This is a genomic window from Vibrio kagoshimensis (assembly GCF_050337535.1).
Taxonomy (GTDB): domain Bacteria; phylum Pseudomonadota; class Gammaproteobacteria; order Enterobacterales; family Vibrionaceae; genus Vibrio; species Vibrio gallaecicus.
Genome location: NZ_JAKJSZ010000006.1, coordinates 76,291 through 94,701 on the forward strand (window position 1 = coordinate 76,291; position 18,411 = coordinate 94,701).

Sequence of the window (18,411 nt, forward strand, 5' to 3'; positions counted from 1 at the left end):
TGAGGTATATCAGTTTTATGGCTGGATATTTATTTCCATTACTGGATTTTTGTAACACAGATCTCAAATTGTGATTTTGCTCAATAGCGCTATGTTTCACTTACAGGTATATCTATTGGCGTAGCCTCATTGCTGCCCATAAGAGTTCGAATAATGATATTTCATGACTTAATTTCCTCAGTGTTAAATGAGCGTGAGCCATTGCATAACATCTGGTTTGCTGGGGATTTTCACACGCCATCAGCATGTAGCTATCAGGTGAATTTTCCGCGCTTAGAACTGGTGCTTGATGGAGAGTATGTCAATGAAATGGAAAGCCATGACCGCAAAATCACCAATGTCATAGCCAAAGCTGGAGACGCGATTTTTATTCCGCCTAACTGTTGGAATAAACCGAATTGGGACACGGACTGCTCGGTATTGAGTATGTTGTTTGGTCGTCGTCAGCTGGGTTTAAGTTTGGTGAGTAAGCGCAAAGGCGAGGAGAGCTTTTATGATATTCAAAAGCACAGTATTCAGACTCGATCTGGGTTCGCGATTGATAACATTTTGGAGGCGCTCAGCTCATTAGCGAGAGAGAGCAACAAGCAACCTATGGACGAGTTATTGCTGCAAGCTTTACTTCAATACAGCAAGACGATGTTAGAAGCACCCGTCGAAAAATCTCATAGCCGGGTGCAGGATGTGTATCAGGGTATTTGTATCTATATTCAAGAGAACTTCCACCGTCAAATCACCCGAGACAGCATTGCTTCACGCTTTAGTATTTCATCCAACCATTTGTCGCGTATGTTTCGCCAACAAGGTCATATGACGCTGGCTGAATATATCACCCGCGTGCGAGTTGACCGCGCCAAGTTCATGCTTAAGAAGTACAATTTCAAGCTTAATGAAGTGGCAGTACGTTGTGGCTTTAAGGATGTGAATTACTTCTGTCGAGTATTTAAAAATCGAACTGGAAGAACACCAACTGAATACAGAGGTTCTATTTAGCGAGCCAGTTTCATTTCATAAACCTGCGCTGTTGAGTTAAGCCGAACGTTCGAGTTGAGTAGGATATCAAGTTAGTAGGCTATCGAGTTGTTAGGTTGTTGATTTAGTAGATTATTGATTTAGTAAGAAAGCCAGGGCAAAAAGTGTTAAAGCAAGCGAGATGAGATATACATCAGCAGCGCTTGTAAATCGACACTGCTTCTGGTTTTTTGCAGGCGCTCATTTACCTGATCGTGGAGTAGATTTCTCGTTAAATTGGTGGCAGCTACAATGTGTTCGCGTTGCGGTCTTGTTGGAAGAACGAGTGCGATGGCAACATGCACTTGACCTATCTGCGATGCCCAATCAATTGGGCTGTCACTGACGATAACAGCAATAGAGAGATCTTGAGTCGACTCAAACATCACATGAGGTAAAGCAATTCCAGGTGATACACACGTCGACGAACGCTCCTCTCGCTTAATAAACGCCAGAATCAGTTCATCTGGGTCTTCTGGATAAACCAAATGAGCAAGCCCTTTTAAGCATTCAAATTTGGTCAGTTCAGTTTGCGCTTTGGCATGGTGCCATTTGATGTCACAAGGTGGGCAAATCTGCGGCATACGCTGAATTAAATCGTTAGAAAATTCATGGTTCACTTGAGAGCCAACCATGTCGTAATGCTCGGCAATCACGTCTTTTAATACAAAACACGCCAGCTCTGCATCAATACCAACGGCGGTGATCTGACACAAATCTCCACGAAGTAAGCCTACTTGTAACATCGCAACAGATTGGGACAGATCGGCAGTTCGGTTTTGAGTGATGTTGATAATGCGGATGTTGCTTTTGAACTTCTTCGCTAAGCGAGTAAGAGGCTGCGCGACGTGTGAATTCGCGGCAGGATCGTTAACGAAGAAGGTAATCTGATATTCATTCATACCGAGAGTTAGGCTCGATTGCTTTTTATGTCGCGACAATACTTAATAAAGACTTTATCCACGCTCAGTAGTACCTCTTCCATTGGGACAAATATGGTTTTAGAGGTTTCAAATCGGTCTGGCTGTTCGATATCGATATCAGAGACGATCAACACTTTGTCCGCTAGGGCAATGTCCTGTGCAGATAGTAGGTTTTCAATACCCATAGCCCCCTGTGTCTCAACCTTAATTGAGACGTTGAATTTAGGGGCCGTTTTATTTAGTGCATCAGCAGCCATATAGGTGTGCGCAATGCCTGTAGGGCACGCAGTTACCGCTACAATTCTCATTGTTCTTCTCGGTTTAATCTCGGCTTATTCTCTGGTGACTAGATGACTAGATGACTAGATGACTAGATGACTAGAGTAGCAAGATCTTTATAGTAATCTGTGAATTTTATGGATTACCGTTTTTAATTCAAAGGTGGACGTCACACTCTCGATTCTTGGTTACAAATATCCAGTTAATGCACCTTTCGTCCTATATAATGAGTGCCCTCACACCGTTAATCTTTTCATCTCATTAACCTCTTTATCTCATTTACTTAAATTGGTACTCGAACGAGGCAGCACATGGACATCACTGACATTATAGAGCCGGAGATTATCTGTCTGGATTTAAAGGCAGACTCTAAACAAGCGGTATTTGAAGAGCTTGTTGAACTGCTTGACCGTGCTGGCAAACTCTCCAGTAAAAGTGAATTCCTTGATGATATTTGGAAGCGTGAGGCGATTGGTAACACCGGCTTTGATGATGGAATTGCGATTCCACATGCGAAAAGTTGTGCCGTAGCGAAACCTGCTGTCGCGGTGGGTATCAGCCGTTCCGGTATTGATTATGGTGCAGACGGTGGAGAACTGTCTGATGTGTTCTTCATGCTCGCTTCTCCTGACAACAATGATGACCATCATATCGAGGTGTTGGCTCAGATCTCGACTAAACTGATTGAAGATGACTTTGTTACAAAATTAAAGGCAGTTGAGTCGGTGGAAGAGGCTCAAGAACTGTTTCTCGAAGCTAATTCTGAATCCTTCGATAGCTATGTCTCAAATCATCAAGAAGCGTACAGCGAGCCTCTAAGCCCTTGGGCTCAATCACTTAATCGTCTCAAAGAACATCTCTTATACGGCACGTCACATATGATCCCATTCGTGGTCGCGGGTGGTGTGCTTTTGTCTCTGTCTGTGATGATCTCTGGTCACGGCGCTGTGCCTGAAAGTGGCGTTCTGGCTGACATCGCACAAATGGGTATTGCGGGTTTAACTTTGTTTACTGCCGTACTCGGTGGTTATATCGCGTATTCAATGGCAGATAAGCCGGGTTTGGCGCCCGGTATGATTGGTTCTTGGGTCGCCGTGGATCAATATAATACTGGTTTCCTCGGTGCGATAGTGGTTGGTTTTTTTGCGGGCTTTGTGGTCAATTTACTCAAGAAGATCAAACTACCAGACAGTATGATCTCGCTGAGTTCGATCTTTATTTATCCGCTTGTCGGCACCTTTGTTACGTGTGGTGCTGTGATGTGGGTGATTGGCTCGCCGATTGCCCAAGTGATGCTTGAGATGAACCAAATGCTTACTGGCATGGCAGGATCAGGAAAAATGTTATTAGGCAGTATTCTAGGTGCGATGACGGCCTTTGATATGGGCGGTCCTATCAACAAAGTCGCGACGCTGTTTGCCCAAACTCAGGTGAATACTCAACCCTGGCTAATGGGCGGCGTCGGAATTGCGATTTGTACGCCACCTTTGGGTATGGCATTGGCGACTTTCATCTCTCCAAAGAAGTTTAAACGAGATGAACGCGAAGCAGGAAAAGCCGCAGGAATCATGGGTATGATCGGCATAAGTGAAGGTGCGATTCCTTTTGCCGCCGCTGATCCTGCGCGTGTTTTACCTGCTGTTGTTGCTGGTGGTATTGTTGGTAACGTAGTCGGTTTTATGTTCCATGTTGTGAACCATGCCCCTTGGGGCGGCTGGATTGTTCTGCCTGTGGTTGATGGCAAGATTGGCTATATCGTCGGGACATTAGCAGGGGCTCTAACAACAGCTCTAATAGTGATATTACTGAAAAAGAACGTGGTCGAAAGCGATGAGCGTTTACACCAATCTCTGGGTGGCTCGGTGACGGAAGAAGGGCAAGCCGATGTACTTGCGATTACTTCTTGCCCATCAGGTGTCGCGCACACTTTTCTCGCGGCAAAGTCTTTGGAAAAGGCGGCTCATCATCTTGGAGTTCGAATTAAAGTTGAAACACAAGGTGCCAATGGAGTAGACAATCGCATTACGCAGAGGGACATTGAAAAGGCAAGATTGGTGATCTTTGCCCATGATGTGGCGATTAAAGAGGTCGAACGCTTTGCTAACGTTAAAACCTTAGATGTCAGCACCAAAGAAGCGATGCTCAATGCACAGGCTTTGATTATGAGGAAAATCTAAGGCTAAAACTAATGTTAATGATAAGTCTGAAGCTAAAACATCATAGACGTTCAACGGTCATTGAGTTCAGCTGCAAGGAAATCGATGAACAATCGTAATTTGAGTGGCATAGGGTCTCGCTCGGGAAACAAAGCATAGACATTTTTCTCTGGCATCAAATAGTTAGGAAACAAAGGCAGCAATTGTCCCGACTGAATTGGGGCATTGGCGATAAAGTCGGGGAGCCTAGCAATCCCAAGCCCTGCGATTGTCGCACACAGTAATGCCTCGCTGTTGTTGACTCGGTAATTTCCTTTTACAACAACACTGGTCACTTGATCTTGGTGACCAAAAAACCACTCGGCACTCTCAGATGCATGACGATAAAGCAAAGCGTTATACGTACTGAGTTCACCGATCTCGGTTGGCGTAGATAAACCATTCTCATCAAAATACGTAGGAGAAGCGCAGATGACGCTACGGACGCTGGTTAATCGCTTCGCCACTAAACTCGAGTCATTTAAATCCCCAGCTCGAATCGCTACATCATACCCGCCTTCGACAATATCGACGTAACCATCATCCATCGTCATGTCGATGTGAATATGAGGATAGCGTTTAAGAAATTGTGGGATGAGAGGGGCTAATACAAGACGACCAAAAGACATTGGCGCATTAACCCGCAATGTGCCAATTGCCTGATCTTGTTGACTGGTTGCTGCATCTTCAGCTTTTTTCAGCCAATAATTGGCTTTGGTGAGGTGATCATAAAACTGCTCACCGGATTCAGTAAGCGATACTTGCCGCGTAGTGCGGTGCAGCAAACGCACTCCAAGGCTTGACTCTAATTGGATCACCCGTTTGTTTACTGCCGAACGTGACACGCCCAGTTCACGCGCTGCGCCCGCAAAGCTTGAATGCTTTACCACCGCAAGGAAATAAGGAATAGCGTCTAAGTGCTGCATGATTGTCGCCAAATTGGATACGGTGTGGAGAGTGTAGAGCCTATTCTCTAATCAATCTAGGTCTTTTATGCTGATTTCATCGACTCCAATCTATAGAGTAAAACATGAAATCACTGATAAAACCGTTAACGGTAAGAAGGCATCTGAATGATATTGGTCGGCAATTTCAGTCTCCGTTATATGTGGTCAGCATTGGCAGCCTTGTTGCCGTAAATTTTGCATTAGCCAAATATTCTGTAACCATTGGTATTCCACCGATTGATGTCGCAATAATACCGATGGCAGGTGCTGCTATATTGTTAATGACGTTATTGGTGATTAGAGGTCAGCTCAACCGAACGGCATTGGTGCATTACCGTTATTATCTTTGGGCTGGCTTACTGGGTGTCGCAATCCCAAATCTTGCGTCGACCTATGCCCTGCAATCACTCAATACCAGTACGTTCAGTGTACTCGTTACTTTGTCGCCCATTTTTACCTTGCTGTTTACCTTACCTTTTCAAGGTTCCTCACTAACCTTGCGAAAAGTGCTCGGAATCATGGTTGGGTTCATTGCCGCACTCTCTGTGACTTTGTCACCACAAATGAACACTTCATCCCCATGGTCAGCGCTGGCTATTGCGCTACTCGTACCCATATTTTTGGCTGCTGGTAATGTCTATCGCAGTCGCGCGTTTCCTCCTCTTGCCAATCCAATTGTTCTGGCTGCTGGGATGCTGACACTTCAGAGCATGATATGGCTTCCGTTTACACAGGCGGTTGAAGGTGAATTCATTTCAAACGGAACTGGCGTACTGGCACTCATGGCAAGCTTATCAGCACTCAGTTATTTACTGACGTTTCGTTTTCAACGGATCACCGATGGGCTGGGCTTTAGCCAAGTGGGGAATGTGGTGACTGTGGTTGGTGTATCTATTGGGATCTCGTGGTATGGCGAGCCATTAACGCTGCAATTGATCGCAGCAGTCATTCTGTTGTTGGTAAGCCTGTACTTATTTAATCACGCTAAATCTTAATCTCGTTTAAAGCCAATTTAGTTCAAACACAAAGGAGCAACATATATGTCACTATTAATCGAACAGACCAAATATCTATATCAAGTCGTCGACCAAAAGGATGTCCACGCCTTAATGGCATTACTGCATGATGACGTGTCATTTCATTTTTCGAACGCGGAGCCAGTAGTTGGGAAGCCAGCCGTCGAAGCAGTTAACACTGCGTTCTTTGGATCAATTGAATCAATGACACATACATTTTCTGGGATTTACGTAAACGATGATACGGTTGCGTGTGAGGGGCAAGTTGATTATGTACGCCTGAATGGCAGCGCGCATGTCGCCAAGTTTGCGACCTTCTTATCTTTCAAGCAGGGCTTGATACATCAATATAAAATCTTCGCGGATGTCTCTGAATTGTAATACCTGAAAATATTTTGCATCTTTTGCGCGGTTTATTCGTCTTATAAGTACGAACCAAAAATGCAGAGAAGAAATCATGTTTAAAGCCTTTACAAACAACCCAACCGCCGCGAATAAATTTATCAAACACGATAGCGATATGCTAAGCCAAGTTTACGGCTCAGATGAAGTTACTCCATATTGGATTGCAGATATGGAGTTTCCAATTGCTTCTCCAATCACTCAAGCTATGCAGCATTTGGTAAGCCGCGAGACTTATTCCTATGAGTTTGACTCAGAGACCGTATTTGCAGGGATCTCTGCTTGGAATAAAAAGCGTCATGGTTTGACGCTTGACATGAAATCGTTTGTTCAAGTGCCAGGTGTACTAAGTGCGATTGCATTACTCATTCGTGAGTTCACAGAAAAAGGCGAAGGGGTACTTATCCAGACTCCGGTTTATCATCAGTTTCGACGCTTAATTGAATCAGCAGGAAGAACCGCTATTAGTAATACGCTAAAAATCGAGAATGATCGTTATGTGATGGACTATGAAGCTTTTGAAAACCAGCTTCGTGACGAAAACGTGAAAATGGTATTGCTATGTAACCCTCACAATCCTGTAGGTCGCGTTTGGTCAAAATATGAACTTGAAAAAATTGTAGAGATTGCTGAGAAAACTCAAACACTCATTGTGAGTGACGAGGTGCATGGCGATATCGTCTTTGACGGAGCAGATTTCACTAGCATCGCTTCTTTTGATTACGAAAACACCATCACAATTATTGGCTCGCCAGCAAAGAACTTTGGTCTTAATAGTATTTCGAATGGCTATATTTACACTACAAACAGTGAATTAAAAGATGCAATTAAAGCAACGGTTGCTTCAATGTCGCTTGACCACGGCAATGCATTTACTACTTACGCAACGATAGCCGCATATCAACACGGAGAAGAGTGGTTCAACCAATTTGTTGAATACACACAAAACAACCGTGACTGGATTATGGACTTTATTTCACAGCATATGCCACATGTGAAAGTGTTTAAGCCAGAAGGTACTAACCAAATATGGTTCGATTTTACTGGTTTGGATCTAGAAACCGGAGCGCTCAAAACATTACTAGTGAATGATGCAAAAATGGCATTAACACCGGGAACCTGGTTCGGCGAACCAGACACCAACTTCTATCGCATGAACTTTGCTGCACCTCTGGAGCAAATTCAAGCATCATTGGAGTTACTGAAAAGTGCGGTTATAAATTTGAATAAGTAAGTGCAGTTATCAAAGTTTATGTAGGTGAACTTTAATGCTCACTAGCTGTGAATATACCGAGACTTTTAAAAGGGAGCTAGTGCTCCCGATATGTCCGGATTGCTTGATTCAGCTTGGACATAAAACCTGGGTTATTACTTAGGAAATGCTTAGAAATATAAAGACCAAACTCTTTCTCTTGTTCTAAGATGATTTCGTAATCACTTATCTGGTTCACGGTATCAAGAAAAGTCATTTCAGCAATTAATATGGCAGTTATTGTTCCTGAATCTAGCTTATCTTTAAGACTTCGAACTGATGTGGCAGCGTGTACAGATGTAAAGCCACTGACTTTTAACCAGTGGTGTGTGTTGGTATTGAGCAAGCTCGCGACTGTCGAGCGTTTTTTAAACATTGGATCGCTGGGGTTAAAGTTTTGCGCATTTTCTTGGCGAATAACCCAAACCCAGCGGTTGGACATTAAAGGCTCTGAAAACTCAGCGTATTTATCTCGTTCTGAATTTTGTGATGCCATAAAGAAACCGTCAGAATGTTGCTTTCGGACCTCTTGTAATGCGCGACCATGGTTCGACGATATAGTAATCGTATAATTAACTCCCATAGAATCCAGAACTTGTTTGACTGCATCTGTTCCAATGCCTGAGGGAAGGGAGTCAGAGTCTAATTGAGTGTAAGGCGGAAAAACAGGGACGATAAAGAACATATCTTCAAACGAATATGACTTAAGAGAAATCAGAAGTGTTACAGCTAATAGAAAGAATCTACTTATCATGTTGATATTTACACCTTAAACAAGCTTTTCATTCATTATAGTCTCTAAATGATGGAACTATGATTGTCCCTTCTATATTTTTCAAAATCATCAAAGAGTAAGTTCCATTGCTTATTCTTCACACCCTTTTACCGGTTTCTCAGATAGTGAATCGTTCGTTTTTTTCATTCGAAAATAAATTTGGTTATTAGCTAATTATTGAGTGCCTATTCGCTAAAAAGAGTAGGGGCAAAGTTACGGTGCTTCTCTTCGAATGAATGAGGATGAGTTGCTTGTATAATTCCTTATTACTGACCATCATCATTATAAGCGTGAAGTGATTAACACTAACAATAAGTCTATGAACTAATTGCAGTGCCTATTCTAATTAATATACTTATATACATGACTTAAAAGAATAAATTCCACATACTCTTACTTAGTCACTAAATTTATTAGCAGTGAAAAATCCAAGGATGTAATTTAATGCCCTATAAAGCCGAGCTAAAAAAGCTGCAATATGATCACCTATTCGGTCATGTGGATATTAATACATCTCAGATCGACGTACCTGATGATATGTTCAATGGTTGGCAGAAGACACTTGACCTATTAGCTGAAATTGTCGATAGCCCTGCTGTGCTAATAATGAAAGTAACAGCGACTGATATTTCAGTCTTTACGACGAGTAATACTCAAGGCAACCCTTATAATCGACATGATAGTGAAGTTCTAGGAAATGGGCTTTACTGTGAAACGGTCATTAAAAATCAGAGTGAACTGCATATACCGAACGCTCTTAAGGATCCTGAATGGGACCAGAACCCAGATATTAAGCTAGGAATGATAGCCTACTGTGGTTTACCTTTGACTTGGCCGGATAAGACCCCATTTGGCACGATATGCATGTTAGATAATCAAGAGCGAGAATACAGTCAATCTTATCGGCAATTATTGGAACGCTTTCAAAATGGCATAAATGCTAATTTAGCGCATTTGTATCAACAGTCTGAGTTGCAATGTCTGAATCAGATACTTGAAAATAATGTTCAGAAAAGAACTACAGAGCTGGCGAAGTTGAGTGAAAAACTGATTAAAGAGATAGAGGAACGTAGAGTTATAGAAGACTCTGTGGATTACTACAAAAGTTATGATGCTCTCACAGGTTTACCTAATCGTTTAAGTTTTATAAGTTCCCTGACTCAACAGTTAAATGCTTCCATTCCAGCTAATACAACGGTGATCTATTTCGGGCTAAGGAACTTTAAGTCGATCAATAATAGCTACGGTTATGTGGTTGGTGATAAATTATTGCAGCTCTTTACTCAGCGTATTCAGAGCTTTTTAAGAGGTGATACTCTATTTGCTAGGGTTGCGGGAGCTGAATTTGTCATCGCACAACCTAAGTGTGACTCTACTGATGAGATTCAACTGATTAATCAGATTATTACGAGCAGTAATACTCCGTTTATGATTGCTGAATTTACCATAACCATCCCTTGCTGTATGGGTATCGCCCAAGCTCCGTCAGACTCTGAAAATGCGGCTGAGCTGATCCAGAAAGCAGGAGCCGCGATGGACATTAGCAAGGTTAATGGCTCCCCGTACACATTTTTTACGAAACAAACTCAGTTAAATATTGAGCAGCGATATCACCTTGAATCAAATTTAGTCGATGCCCTAAAAAATGGAGAGTTGAGCCTTAACTACCAACCTTTCTTCTGTCTTAAAAATAATAAAGTGATTGGAGCTGAGGCTTTATTGCGTTGGAATAACCCTATTTTAGGTAATGTACCACCAGATCAGTTTATCAACTTGGCTGAGCGTAATGGGCAGATAAATGAGATCGGTAATTTTGTATTACATACCGCGATTGCTCAAGTCGCTAAATGGTTTGTCATACAACCCCAAAACTTTCGAATTGCGATTAATATTTCGCCAGTTCAATTTAGGAATTCGAGTTTTGCGGAACATATAGAAAACCTTTTAAGTTTGTACAACTTGCCAGCATCGGCGTTGGAAATAGAGATCACTGAAGGTATTTTGTTGCAAGATGAACATGTTGCGCAGCACACGATCAAGAAACTACAACAATTCGGGGTACGGGTGTCATTGGATGACTTCGGGACTGGGTATTCATCATTAAGTTATTTGCAGAAATATTCTTTTAATACCCTTAAAATTGATCGCTGTTTTATCACCAATATAGAAAAAAATGAGCAGGATAGAGAGCTCTCTAAAGCGATCATTGCGATTGGTAAGAAGTTAGACATGCATGTCATTGCTGAAGGGGTTGAAACGCAAGCTCAAGATGACTTCATAAAATCTGAAGAGTGTGATTATGGTCAAGGCTATCTTTACGGTAAGCCAGTTACTGCGGATTTATTTGAGAAGCGCTACTTTAGCTAATTCTTTCTTTTTATTAATAAATTGGTTTTCTTTTGATTACTTGTTTGTAATTGAATCTATAAATGGGTAACCAAAACCAAAACCAAAACCAAAACCAAAACCAAAACCAAAACTCAAGCTAACTGTAAATAACGACTCTATTTCTTCCTTCATTTTTAGCGTCATACAAAGCTTTATCTGCTTTCTCAATCAAGACTTCTAATTGGTCTTGTTTAGTCAGAACGGAGACCCCAATACTCACGGTTAAATGGAGGGGCTTGTCTTTTGAAACAAAGGGAGTTTGGGCAACGAGGGCTCGAATTCGATTAGCGACTTCGATGGCTTTTTCAAGGTTCGTATTTGGTAGAACAACTGCAAATTCTTCCCCTCCAATTCTGCCAAAAATATCAGATTCTCTGAGTTCCTTGAGACAAAGTTGAGCAAAATGCGTTAAAGCTTTATCACCTACACTATGACCATGCTGGTCATTAATCGCTTTAAAGTGGTCAATATCAAGGACTAAAACGGTAAATAGCCCCTCATCTAGGCGTTTATAGGCATTAAGCTCTCTTGAGCCTATTTCCATAAAGTAGCGTCGATTATTCACTTTAGTAAGAGAGTCGGTAGTGGCTTCGAGAAAGAGTTTATCCTCATATTCTTCTCGGCTAGCTTGTTCTTTTTGGAGAAGAATTTTCATTACACTCGTAATAATGAAAGTAAATAGTATAGATATGAGAATTATTACTGGAATAATATCCCGACTCGGCAGTTGAGGCTTCCATGATAAATATGCAATGGCATTTCCAGAAGGTGCAAGTAGGGCTGTAAAGTATTTGAGACCTTTAGGGCTGTAGCTTAGTTTAAGGTCGAATAGCTGATAATTCTTCTCAAGCTCACTCAAATACTCGGTGTCAATACGTCTCCCGAGGGCTAAAAAGGTCCCTTGTCTCGGGCTTTTCAATCTTTCATCGATTAATGGACCACCAACGATATGATAAACATCCGAATTAAAACGAAACAGCCCGTGAGCTAATTGAGTCTCTGTATTGTGCTGTTGTGCTAAATTCATCAATTCAAAAAGTGAGTTCTTTATTTCATCAAAGCTTAGGTTTTGAGCATCAACGCCTTTAATGAAATAAGCTTCTTTATCTCCCTCTATAACCCCAACACTAAAATCATGATCACTTTTTTCCATCAAGTAGTTTCCTGAATTGTTTTCAATCCAGTTAGCATCACTTTCAATGACTACCTTCAAATAAGTTTCATCCCAATATGTATACTCTTCGAGAATATCTCGACCATGATTGGCTTCAAGCTTTTGCGCTAAATGAACCCGCTGGTCTAATTCATCGGTAGTAATCTGATCGAGTGAATTTAAAAAAAACAATAGGCAACTAGCCACTGCAACTACCATAGCAAACAAGAGCCACGCGACTATGTGAGTCAATGACTTGACCGGAATAAAGGTGCGTGATTTAAACTTTTTCATACCTATAGAAGGTTACCTATGCTTATTGGGTGAAATACAGGTGGCACTAAATCAGTATAGTCTTAAGTAGGTTTATCAAAGGGAATCCGCTCTTTTTAAATAACAGATTAATAAAATTATAGATAACTCCATACATCTAGGTATCTCACCAAGCAATTTTTGAATGGTTGCAACAGCAGAGTACTACTTAGCCCCCTGAAGTATTTTCCAACACAAGAGCTCCTTCGGAAAATCCAGAGAGTAGAGCATAGATAACGATATGAATATTTATAGCGTTAATAGGCAGTCGTTTTTCTTTTAGCAACACTAGTTATTATTGCTCTCGAACCACAACTCTTGCAGCTGTATCTGCTTAAACAACTAATCTGATATAGAAACTTTATAAGAAGGTATGAGATTTAAATCGAAGTTGTATTACGGCTTTCATCTTTAATTGGAAAGTAATTGATATAAATGTGTAAGGACTTATTACCAGTATAAATGTGATAGCGGTATGCTTTTTGGGTTATTTTGTTAAAGCTGTAGGAATCTATGGGGATAAAGTAGCGGTAGCTAGCCCTAATGTTGCGAAGTAAATCATGAAATTAGGTCTCTTTCTTAAGGTTTTAACAAAATTGCATCGAGGCAATATAAATGAAAAGAATAATCCTATTAGCTGTTTTTATCATGTTTGGCATCGCAGTTGCCGCGAGCATGGCATCAACGTATCTCATTTCTAGTGAAAAAATTGATGAGATAATTTTGCAAAAATCTCAAGTGCAAGCTGACTTTTTGGCAGGTAATGCAGAATACATTCTAGAGAATTCAAGCGATCCCGTACGAGATCTACAAAAACTTGTTGATGAACTAAAGCAACGCTCTGATGTGACATATGCCATTGTTATTGATAGTAATGTTACTGCAATAGCGCACAGTGACAAGAATAAGCTAAACAAAGTTTATAAAGACAGTTACACCGTAGAAGGTGCAACTAAAGGTGTACCGCAATATTCTAAATGGTATGCAGATGTTCAGAAGGTATGGGTGTTTGACATAATGGCTCCAATTTATGTCAATGGTCAATTGTACGGTACTTTTGATATCGGTATTCCCATTATAGAAGTAAGCCAAGCAACAAATGGAATAGTCACGTACCAACTCACTTCAATGGTGATTATTTTTATTGTTTGTCTTTTGATCCTTTCGCTTTTATTAAGTAAATTGATGCAACCTCTCTTAGTGTTAAAAAGTACGCTGCAGGACATTTCTAAAGGTGATGGTGATTTAGCGGTTCGACTTCCGATTAAAGGCAATGACGAAGTGGCTCAAATATCTTCGGCTTTTAATGTGTTTGTTGGAAAAGTGCATGAGATCATTACGCAAACGGTGAATACTGGCGTTGAACTGAATGGTACGGCTATCTCATTACGTGAACAGTCACAGCAAGCTTTGCAAAGAGGACAAGAACAAAACGAGCAAACCATGCTGGTGGTGACCTCTATGAATGAAATGATTGCAACGGTGAATGAAATTGCGACGAGTGCAGCTAATGCTGCAAGTGCAGCAAATACGGCATCTAGTGAGACTCAAGAAGGGCATAACACTATTGAGAGAACAACGACTGCAATTGCTAACCTCGAAGCTGAAATGAATAGTGCATCCAACATAATAGTGAGCCTTGCAGGTAATACTCAATCGATAGGTACCATTCTGGATGTTATCAGAGGTATTTCCGAGCAAACGAATTTACTTGCGCTAAACGCTGCGATTGAAGCGGCACGTGCGGGGGATGCTGGCCGAGGCTTTGCTGTAGTTGCTGATGAAGTGCGTAACCTTGCAACCAAGACAGCGCAGTCAACAGACGAAATTGACACTATGATTAATCAGCTACAAACCGAAGCTCAAAATGCTGTTAATTCAATGAGTAATAGTAAAAACTTGATTGAAGAAGGGACAACTGAAACGGACATGGCACGCCAAGCATTGGAAAAAATATCGATGCAAGTCTTAGCTATTTTAGATATCAATACTCAAGTCGCAACAGCAACAGAGGAACAATCAGCGGTGGCGAACGAGATCAATATGAATATGGATATAGTTAACACGTCTGTTAAAAATGGCTTGGACGCGAGTGAGAAACTTGAACAATCGAGTCAAAAACTTGCAGACTTATCTCAAGTGTTAGACCGACATGTTGGTTCATTTAGAATCTAGTGTTAGTAATTTCTAATTAAAAACAGCGCAGTGTCTAGCTGCGCTGTTTTGTTATCTACATAAGTTGATTATTTTCAGCACCTAATGATTAGTGGTGGTGCTCTTCTTTTGTTGTTCCTGCCCAAGTAATTAAACCTGGTACAAAACTCAGTTGGTGTGTTTTCACTGTTGGCTGTTCATGTAGCTCGACTTCTAGTATCACCTTGTTCGTTGGGTCGGTTACGTAAACATGGTGGCTTCGTTTATCGTAACTGATACTGAATTTTTGACCTTCAGCTAGAGTTGGTACAGTTTCCCACAGTTGCACTTCGGCACTTTGGGTGAAGCTAGTTGATGGGTCAAACACCTTTAATTTACCAGTTGAAGACAACACTAGGAATGCAGATTCTGTGCTGGCATAAGTTAGGTATCCTTCCTCATTTGTCTCTTTCCATGAGATTTCTTCCAATGCTCCCTGATTAAGCTGGAATGCTTGTAGAGAGCGGCTTACGAAAAGTAATTTATCAGAGTTTTTGAAGCCTAAAACTTTACCAAAGCGAGAACCAGCCTCTAGAGATGTTGGATTAACAATTTTAGTGTACTGCGGTGTTACGCCAGGATCGCTGATTACTACGACGCCGTCATCACAAGCGAATGCCACTTGAGTTTCTGATTGTGCGCTGCCGTGCAATGAAGGACAGGTGACGTTCGCAACTGTCGGTCCATGGAAGTGATCACCATGTAGTTCAAGCGCTGCGACTTGATCTGGTAGCCCGTCGACTGCAGGGTCTGATTTGATGCCTGTAAAAACATGCTCGCCAAATATTTGAGCTGTGCTATGCATTGCATAAGTGAATGAGTAGCTTGCGATTTGGCTTGCTCCCGCAATGGTCGCGTCATCCAAAATTTTCAATTCAGCGTTTAAGCCAGCTTCTGCATTCCCATCAAAGAACAGTGCAGTTTTATGGTCGGCTAAGTCGTAGTGTGTTGGTGCTGGACTCGTGTACGTATCGCTTAGCAGTACTGGTTCATCTGCATGCAGGTGGAAGTGATCCCCATGAGTTTCCGCATAAACGCCACTGTCTATGATTTCTACTGTGTCTTGGCTACGTTGAAGCGCCAATGCATAGCGCCCATCCGGGCTAGTTTTTAACCCTGAAGGTGCATTAAGCAAAGCAAACTGCCCAAGGGTTTCAAAACTATTGGCATTTAAAACATAAACATTGTTGCTACCCGCTTCACTAATCACGACTCGGCTTACATTTTCTTCCTGGTGATCAGGTTGGCTATCTTGTGTTCCTGTGTCGGCTTTGTTTTCACCATCAGAACAACCACTGATAAATGCAGCGATTGACAATGTTAATAGTGTTCTTTTTCCGAAGAAACCTGGAGCAAAGTGCATAGAACTTCCTTTTATAAATCTATGAATTGTTGAATGAGAAGTATTCATTGAATGATTGACTTTGTGAGATGTTATAACATAACATTATTATCAATCAATCTTTTTGTTAGTAATAATCATTTACAATTCAGAGGTCTAGGTGAAAAAATTCTCTTTAAATGCGTTTTATGGTGCTTCTCTCCTTAGTTTAGTTTCGCCATTTGCGGTAGGTGCGCCTGATGTAGATCTGGGTGTTGTGCTAGATGGGGCTTATCAGAGTGAAACTCGACAGTGGGGGATGCGAGATAAAGGATTCGGTCTTGGTCATTCTGAAATTTTTCTGAGTAGCAACATTGACCAAAACTTTCGAGGTCAATTGGTTACGGTCTTAGCCACTCACGGTGGTGCGACTGAATTCGAATTGGAAGAAGCGTTTGTTGAAACGCTAAGTTTGCCTTTGGGTTTCAAAGTGAAAGCTGGTCGATTGCTGTCAAACGTTGGCTACCTCAACAGTAAACATCTTCATGAAGATGCATTCAGTGACAGACCCGCTGTCTATCGCGCCGTGTTTGGTAGCCATTATTTTGATGATGGTGTGCAGGTTTCTTGGTTGGCGCCAACGGACACTTTTATTGCCGCTAGTTATGAAATGTTTAGCGGAAAAGGTTGGGATGTTGGCTACAGTGATCCGGCAACGGTTGGCGTGTATACCGCAAACCTTCAAATTGGTGATGATGTTGATGAATCGAATAGCTGGCGTGTTGGGTTGAGTACTATGTACAACGCTAATGGTGAAGGATTTGTTGCCCAAGAAACGTCTGGCGGCTCACACGATCATTCATCCCATGACCATGGAGATCATAGTCACTCACATGGACCAAGCGTTACAGGTAAATGGATACATGGTGTTGATATGACATGGAAGTGGGCGCCACAAGGAAATTATAAGCAAGAGAACCTTCGAGCAACCACTGAAGCATGGTTAATAGATGATCGCTACGATGAGAAAATGGAATCCATTCCAAATGCAGATGACCAAGCTTATGGTTGGTATGCTGAATTAGCTTATCAGTTTTCGCCAAACTGGACCGTGAGCGGTCGATACGGGGAGATGAATGCTGTAACTGGAGAAGTTCACTGGCATGTAGACCATCATCATGGCGAGTTGACTCAATCTGATATCCAAGAAACGGATATTGCTCTAGATTGGCATGGCTCTCACTTTGGACGAGTGCGTACTCAGGTGACCCATGAGCAATTAAGCGAAAAATCTCAGACTATCTTTACTGTGCAGTACATCATGTCATTCGGAGCACACCCAGCTCATGCTTTCTAAATTCGTTATCGCAAGTGGTTTGCTCGCGACCTCCTTTTTTACAAATGCAAGCTTGAACGTATTTACATGTCAGCCCGACTGGGCGGCTTTAGTCAAACAACATGCGCCAAATGCCGAGGTTTTTTCAGCGACTACCGCAATGCAAGACCCACATTATGTACAAGCGAGACCTTCTCTTATTTCAAAGATGCGAAAAGCTGATCTAGTGGTTTGTTCAGGGGCAGAGCTTGAGATTGGTTGGCTACCAGAATTGCAACGTCAGAGCCGTAATAGCAAAGTTCAAAATGGCAAAGACGGTTTATTTTGGACAACAGATTATGTGAATATGTTAGATACTCATGATCACGTAGATCGTTCTATGGGGGATGTGCACGGCCATGGTAATCCACATGTACAATTTGCAGTAGAGGATATTCCGAATATTTCTAAGGCTCTGGTGGAACGATTAGCTAAAATCGATCCAAGCAACCAAGCTTTGTATAAAGGAAATGGGGTTAAGTTTCGTGCAGATTGGCGCAAGCATATAAAGCGTTGGCATTCTCTAGGTGATAGTTTGAAAGGAATGCAGTTAGTGGGGTACCACGAAACCCATCGCTATTTATTCGCATGGCTTGGTGTCGAGCAAGTGGCAGATTTAGAGCCTAAGCCTGGTTTACCGCCGACAGTTGCACACCTTAATTCATTGAGCTCAATTAGTTCCAAGGATGCTAATGGTATTGTGTACTCCAGTCATCAGCCAACAGACGCCGCGAAATGGTTATCAGAGCGAACATCCTTACCTGTATCAGAACTAGCACAGAGTGTAGGTGGCAGGCCAAATACAGAGACATTAGCGGCATTAATTGACGATAGCATCGCGCAGCTACTCAACCTTCAAAGGAAATAAA

General features: G+C 41.8%; 15 protein-coding genes. 9 read left to right on the forward strand and 6 right to left on the reverse strand.

The window, feature by feature from the left end:
• Positions 1-153: 153 nt before the first annotated feature.
• Complete coding sequence (locus L4C37_RS06630; RefSeq protein WP_137372864.1) at positions 154-993, forward strand: helix-turn-helix transcriptional regulator; 840 nt, start codon at positions 154-156, stop codon at positions 991-993.
• A gap of 146 nt (positions 994-1,139) precedes the next feature.
• Here the strand turns inward: L4C37_RS06630 and L4C37_RS06635 are convergent, their stop codons facing one another.
• Positions 1,140-1,913, reverse strand: coding sequence for a PTS sugar transporter subunit IIA (locus L4C37_RS06635; protein ID WP_273293414.1), 774 nt, complete (start codon positions 1,911-1,913; stop codon positions 1,140-1,142).
• An 8-nt stretch (positions 1,914-1,921) separates the two neighbouring features.
• Complete coding sequence (locus L4C37_RS06640; protein WP_137372866.1) at positions 1,922-2,242, reverse strand: PTS fructose transporter subunit IIB; 321 nt, start codon at positions 2,240-2,242, stop codon at positions 1,922-1,924.
• 282 nt (positions 2,243-2,524) lie between these two features.
• Between L4C37_RS06640 and L4C37_RS06645 the strand changes: the two genes are divergently transcribed.
• Positions 2,525-4,390 carry a fructose-specific PTS transporter subunit EIIC gene (locus L4C37_RS06645; RefSeq protein ID WP_273293415.1) on the forward strand — a complete coding sequence of 622 codons (1,866 nt, stop codon included), beginning with the start codon at positions 2,525-2,527 and terminating at the stop codon, positions 4,388-4,390.
• Between the two features lie 50 nt (positions 4,391-4,440).
• Here L4C37_RS06645 and L4C37_RS06650 read toward each other — a convergent pair whose 3' ends face one another.
• Positions 4,441-5,334, reverse strand: a complete 894-nt coding sequence (locus L4C37_RS06650) for a LysR family transcriptional regulator (protein ID WP_429768184.1) — start codon at positions 5,332-5,334, stop codon at positions 4,441-4,443.
• Between the two features lie 104 nt (positions 5,335-5,438).
• Between L4C37_RS06650 and L4C37_RS06655 the strand changes: the two genes are divergently transcribed.
• The 3 genes from L4C37_RS06655 (at position 5,439) to L4C37_RS06665 (ending at position 8,007) form a co-directional block, all read left to right on the forward strand.
• Positions 5,439-6,350, forward strand: coding sequence for a DMT family transporter (locus L4C37_RS06655; RefSeq protein WP_429768185.1), 912 nt, complete (start codon positions 5,439-5,441; stop codon positions 6,348-6,350).
• Between the two features lie 45 nt (positions 6,351-6,395).
• Positions 6,396-6,752 carry a nuclear transport factor 2 family protein gene (locus L4C37_RS06660; RefSeq protein WP_429768186.1) on the forward strand — a complete coding sequence of 119 codons (357 nt, stop codon included), beginning with the start codon at positions 6,396-6,398 and terminating at the stop codon, positions 6,750-6,752.
• A 76-nt stretch (positions 6,753-6,828) separates the two neighbouring features.
• Positions 6,829-8,007 carry a MalY/PatB family protein gene (locus L4C37_RS06665; protein ID WP_429768187.1) on the forward strand — a complete coding sequence of 393 codons (1,179 nt, stop codon included), beginning with the start codon at positions 6,829-6,831 and terminating at the stop codon, positions 8,005-8,007.
• A gap of 76 nt (positions 8,008-8,083) precedes the next feature.
• On the opposite strand, the gene L4C37_RS06670 is transcribed toward L4C37_RS06665, so the two are convergent.
• A complete protein-coding gene (locus L4C37_RS06670; protein ID WP_429768188.1) occupies positions 8,084-8,779 on the reverse strand; it encodes a substrate-binding periplasmic protein in 696 nt (231 codons plus the stop codon).
• A 465-nt stretch (positions 8,780-9,244) separates the two neighbouring features.
• Here L4C37_RS06670 and L4C37_RS06675 point away from each other — a divergent pair, with 465 nt between their 5' ends.
• Positions 9,245-11,167 (forward strand): sensor domain-containing phosphodiesterase, encoded by a 1,923-nt coding sequence (locus tag L4C37_RS06675; protein ID WP_429768189.1) that lies wholly within the window; start codon positions 9,245-9,247, stop codon positions 11,165-11,167.
• Between the two features lie 118 nt (positions 11,168-11,285).
• Here the strand turns inward: L4C37_RS06675 and L4C37_RS06680 are convergent, their stop codons facing one another.
• Positions 11,286-12,635: a sensor domain-containing diguanylate cyclase gene (locus tag L4C37_RS06680; RefSeq protein WP_429768190.1), complete on the reverse strand. Its 1,350-nt coding sequence runs from the start codon at positions 12,633-12,635 to the stop codon at positions 11,286-11,288.
• Positions 12,636-13,301: 666 nt separating this feature from the next.
• On the opposite strand from L4C37_RS06680, the gene L4C37_RS06685 reads away from it, so the two are divergent.
• A complete protein-coding gene (locus L4C37_RS06685) occupies positions 13,302-14,828 on the forward strand; it encodes a methyl-accepting chemotaxis protein (protein WP_429768266.1) in 1,527 nt (508 codons plus the stop codon).
• 88 nt (positions 14,829-14,916) lie between these two features.
• Here L4C37_RS06685 and L4C37_RS06690 read toward each other — a convergent pair whose 3' ends face one another.
• On the reverse strand, positions 14,917-16,209 hold the full coding sequence (locus L4C37_RS06690) for a YncE family protein (RefSeq protein ID WP_429768191.1): 1,293 nt from the start codon (positions 16,207-16,209) through the stop codon (positions 14,917-14,919).
• A gap of 139 nt (positions 16,210-16,348) precedes the next feature.
• Here L4C37_RS06690 and L4C37_RS06695 point away from each other — a divergent pair, with 139 nt between their 5' ends.
• Together L4C37_RS06695 and L4C37_RS06700 are read left to right on the forward strand one after the other, a co-directional pair.
• Positions 16,349-17,524, forward strand: a complete 1,176-nt coding sequence (locus L4C37_RS06695) for a TonB-dependent receptor (protein WP_429768192.1) — start codon at positions 16,349-16,351, stop codon at positions 17,522-17,524.
• Entirely contained in the window at positions 17,514-18,410 is an 897-nt protein-coding gene (locus L4C37_RS06700; protein ID WP_429768193.1) for a metal ABC transporter solute-binding protein, Zn/Mn family, read from the forward strand. Before L4C37_RS06695 ends, L4C37_RS06700 begins: the two co-directional genes overlap by 11 nt.
• Position 18,411: the final 1 nt, after the last annotated feature.

Excerpts from the sequence above, each read along its gene's own strand:
- L4C37_RS06680 (WP_429768190.1), bottom strand. The coding sequence starts at position 12,635 with ATGAAAAAGTTTAAATCACGCACCTTTATTCCGGTCAAGTCATTGACT.
- L4C37_RS06690 (WP_429768191.1), bottom strand. The coding sequence starts at position 16,209 with ATGCACTTTGCTCCAGGTTTCTTCGGAAAAAGAACACTATTAACATTG.
- L4C37_RS06670 (WP_429768188.1), bottom strand. The coding sequence starts at position 8,779 with ATGATAAGTAGATTCTTTCTATTAGCTGTAACACTTCTGATTTCTCTT.
- L4C37_RS06675 (WP_429768189.1), top strand. The coding sequence starts at position 9,245 with ATGCCCTATAAAGCCGAGCTAAAAAAGCTGCAATATGATCACCTATTC.
- L4C37_RS06685 (WP_429768266.1), top strand. The coding sequence starts at position 13,302 with ATGTTTGGCATCGCAGTTGCCGCGAGCATGGCATCAACGTATCTCATT.
- L4C37_RS06650 (WP_429768184.1), bottom strand. The coding sequence starts at position 5,334 with ATGCAGCACTTAGACGCTATTCCTTATTTCCTTGCGGTGGTAAAGCAT.
- L4C37_RS06655 (WP_429768185.1), top strand. The coding sequence starts at position 5,439 with ATGAAATCACTGATAAAACCGTTAACGGTAAGAAGGCATCTGAATGAT.
- L4C37_RS06640 (WP_137372866.1), bottom strand. The coding sequence starts at position 2,242 with ATGAGAATTGTAGCGGTAACTGCGTGCCCTACAGGCATTGCGCACACC.
- L4C37_RS06660 (WP_429768186.1), top strand. The coding sequence starts at position 6,396 with ATGTCACTATTAATCGAACAGACCAAATATCTATATCAAGTCGTCGAC.
- L4C37_RS06645 (WP_273293415.1), top strand. The coding sequence starts at position 2,525 with ATGGACATCACTGACATTATAGAGCCGGAGATTATCTGTCTGGATTTA.
- L4C37_RS06665 (WP_429768187.1), top strand. The coding sequence starts at position 6,829 with ATGTTTAAAGCCTTTACAAACAACCCAACCGCCGCGAATAAATTTATC.
- L4C37_RS06630 (WP_137372864.1), top strand. The coding sequence starts at position 154 with ATGATATTTCATGACTTAATTTCCTCAGTGTTAAATGAGCGTGAGCCA.
- L4C37_RS06635 (WP_273293414.1), bottom strand. The coding sequence starts at position 1,913 with ATGAATGAATATCAGATTACCTTCTTCGTTAACGATCCTGCCGCGAAT.
- L4C37_RS06700 (WP_429768193.1), top strand. The coding sequence starts at position 17,514 with ATGCTTTCTAAATTCGTTATCGCAAGTGGTTTGCTCGCGACCTCCTTT.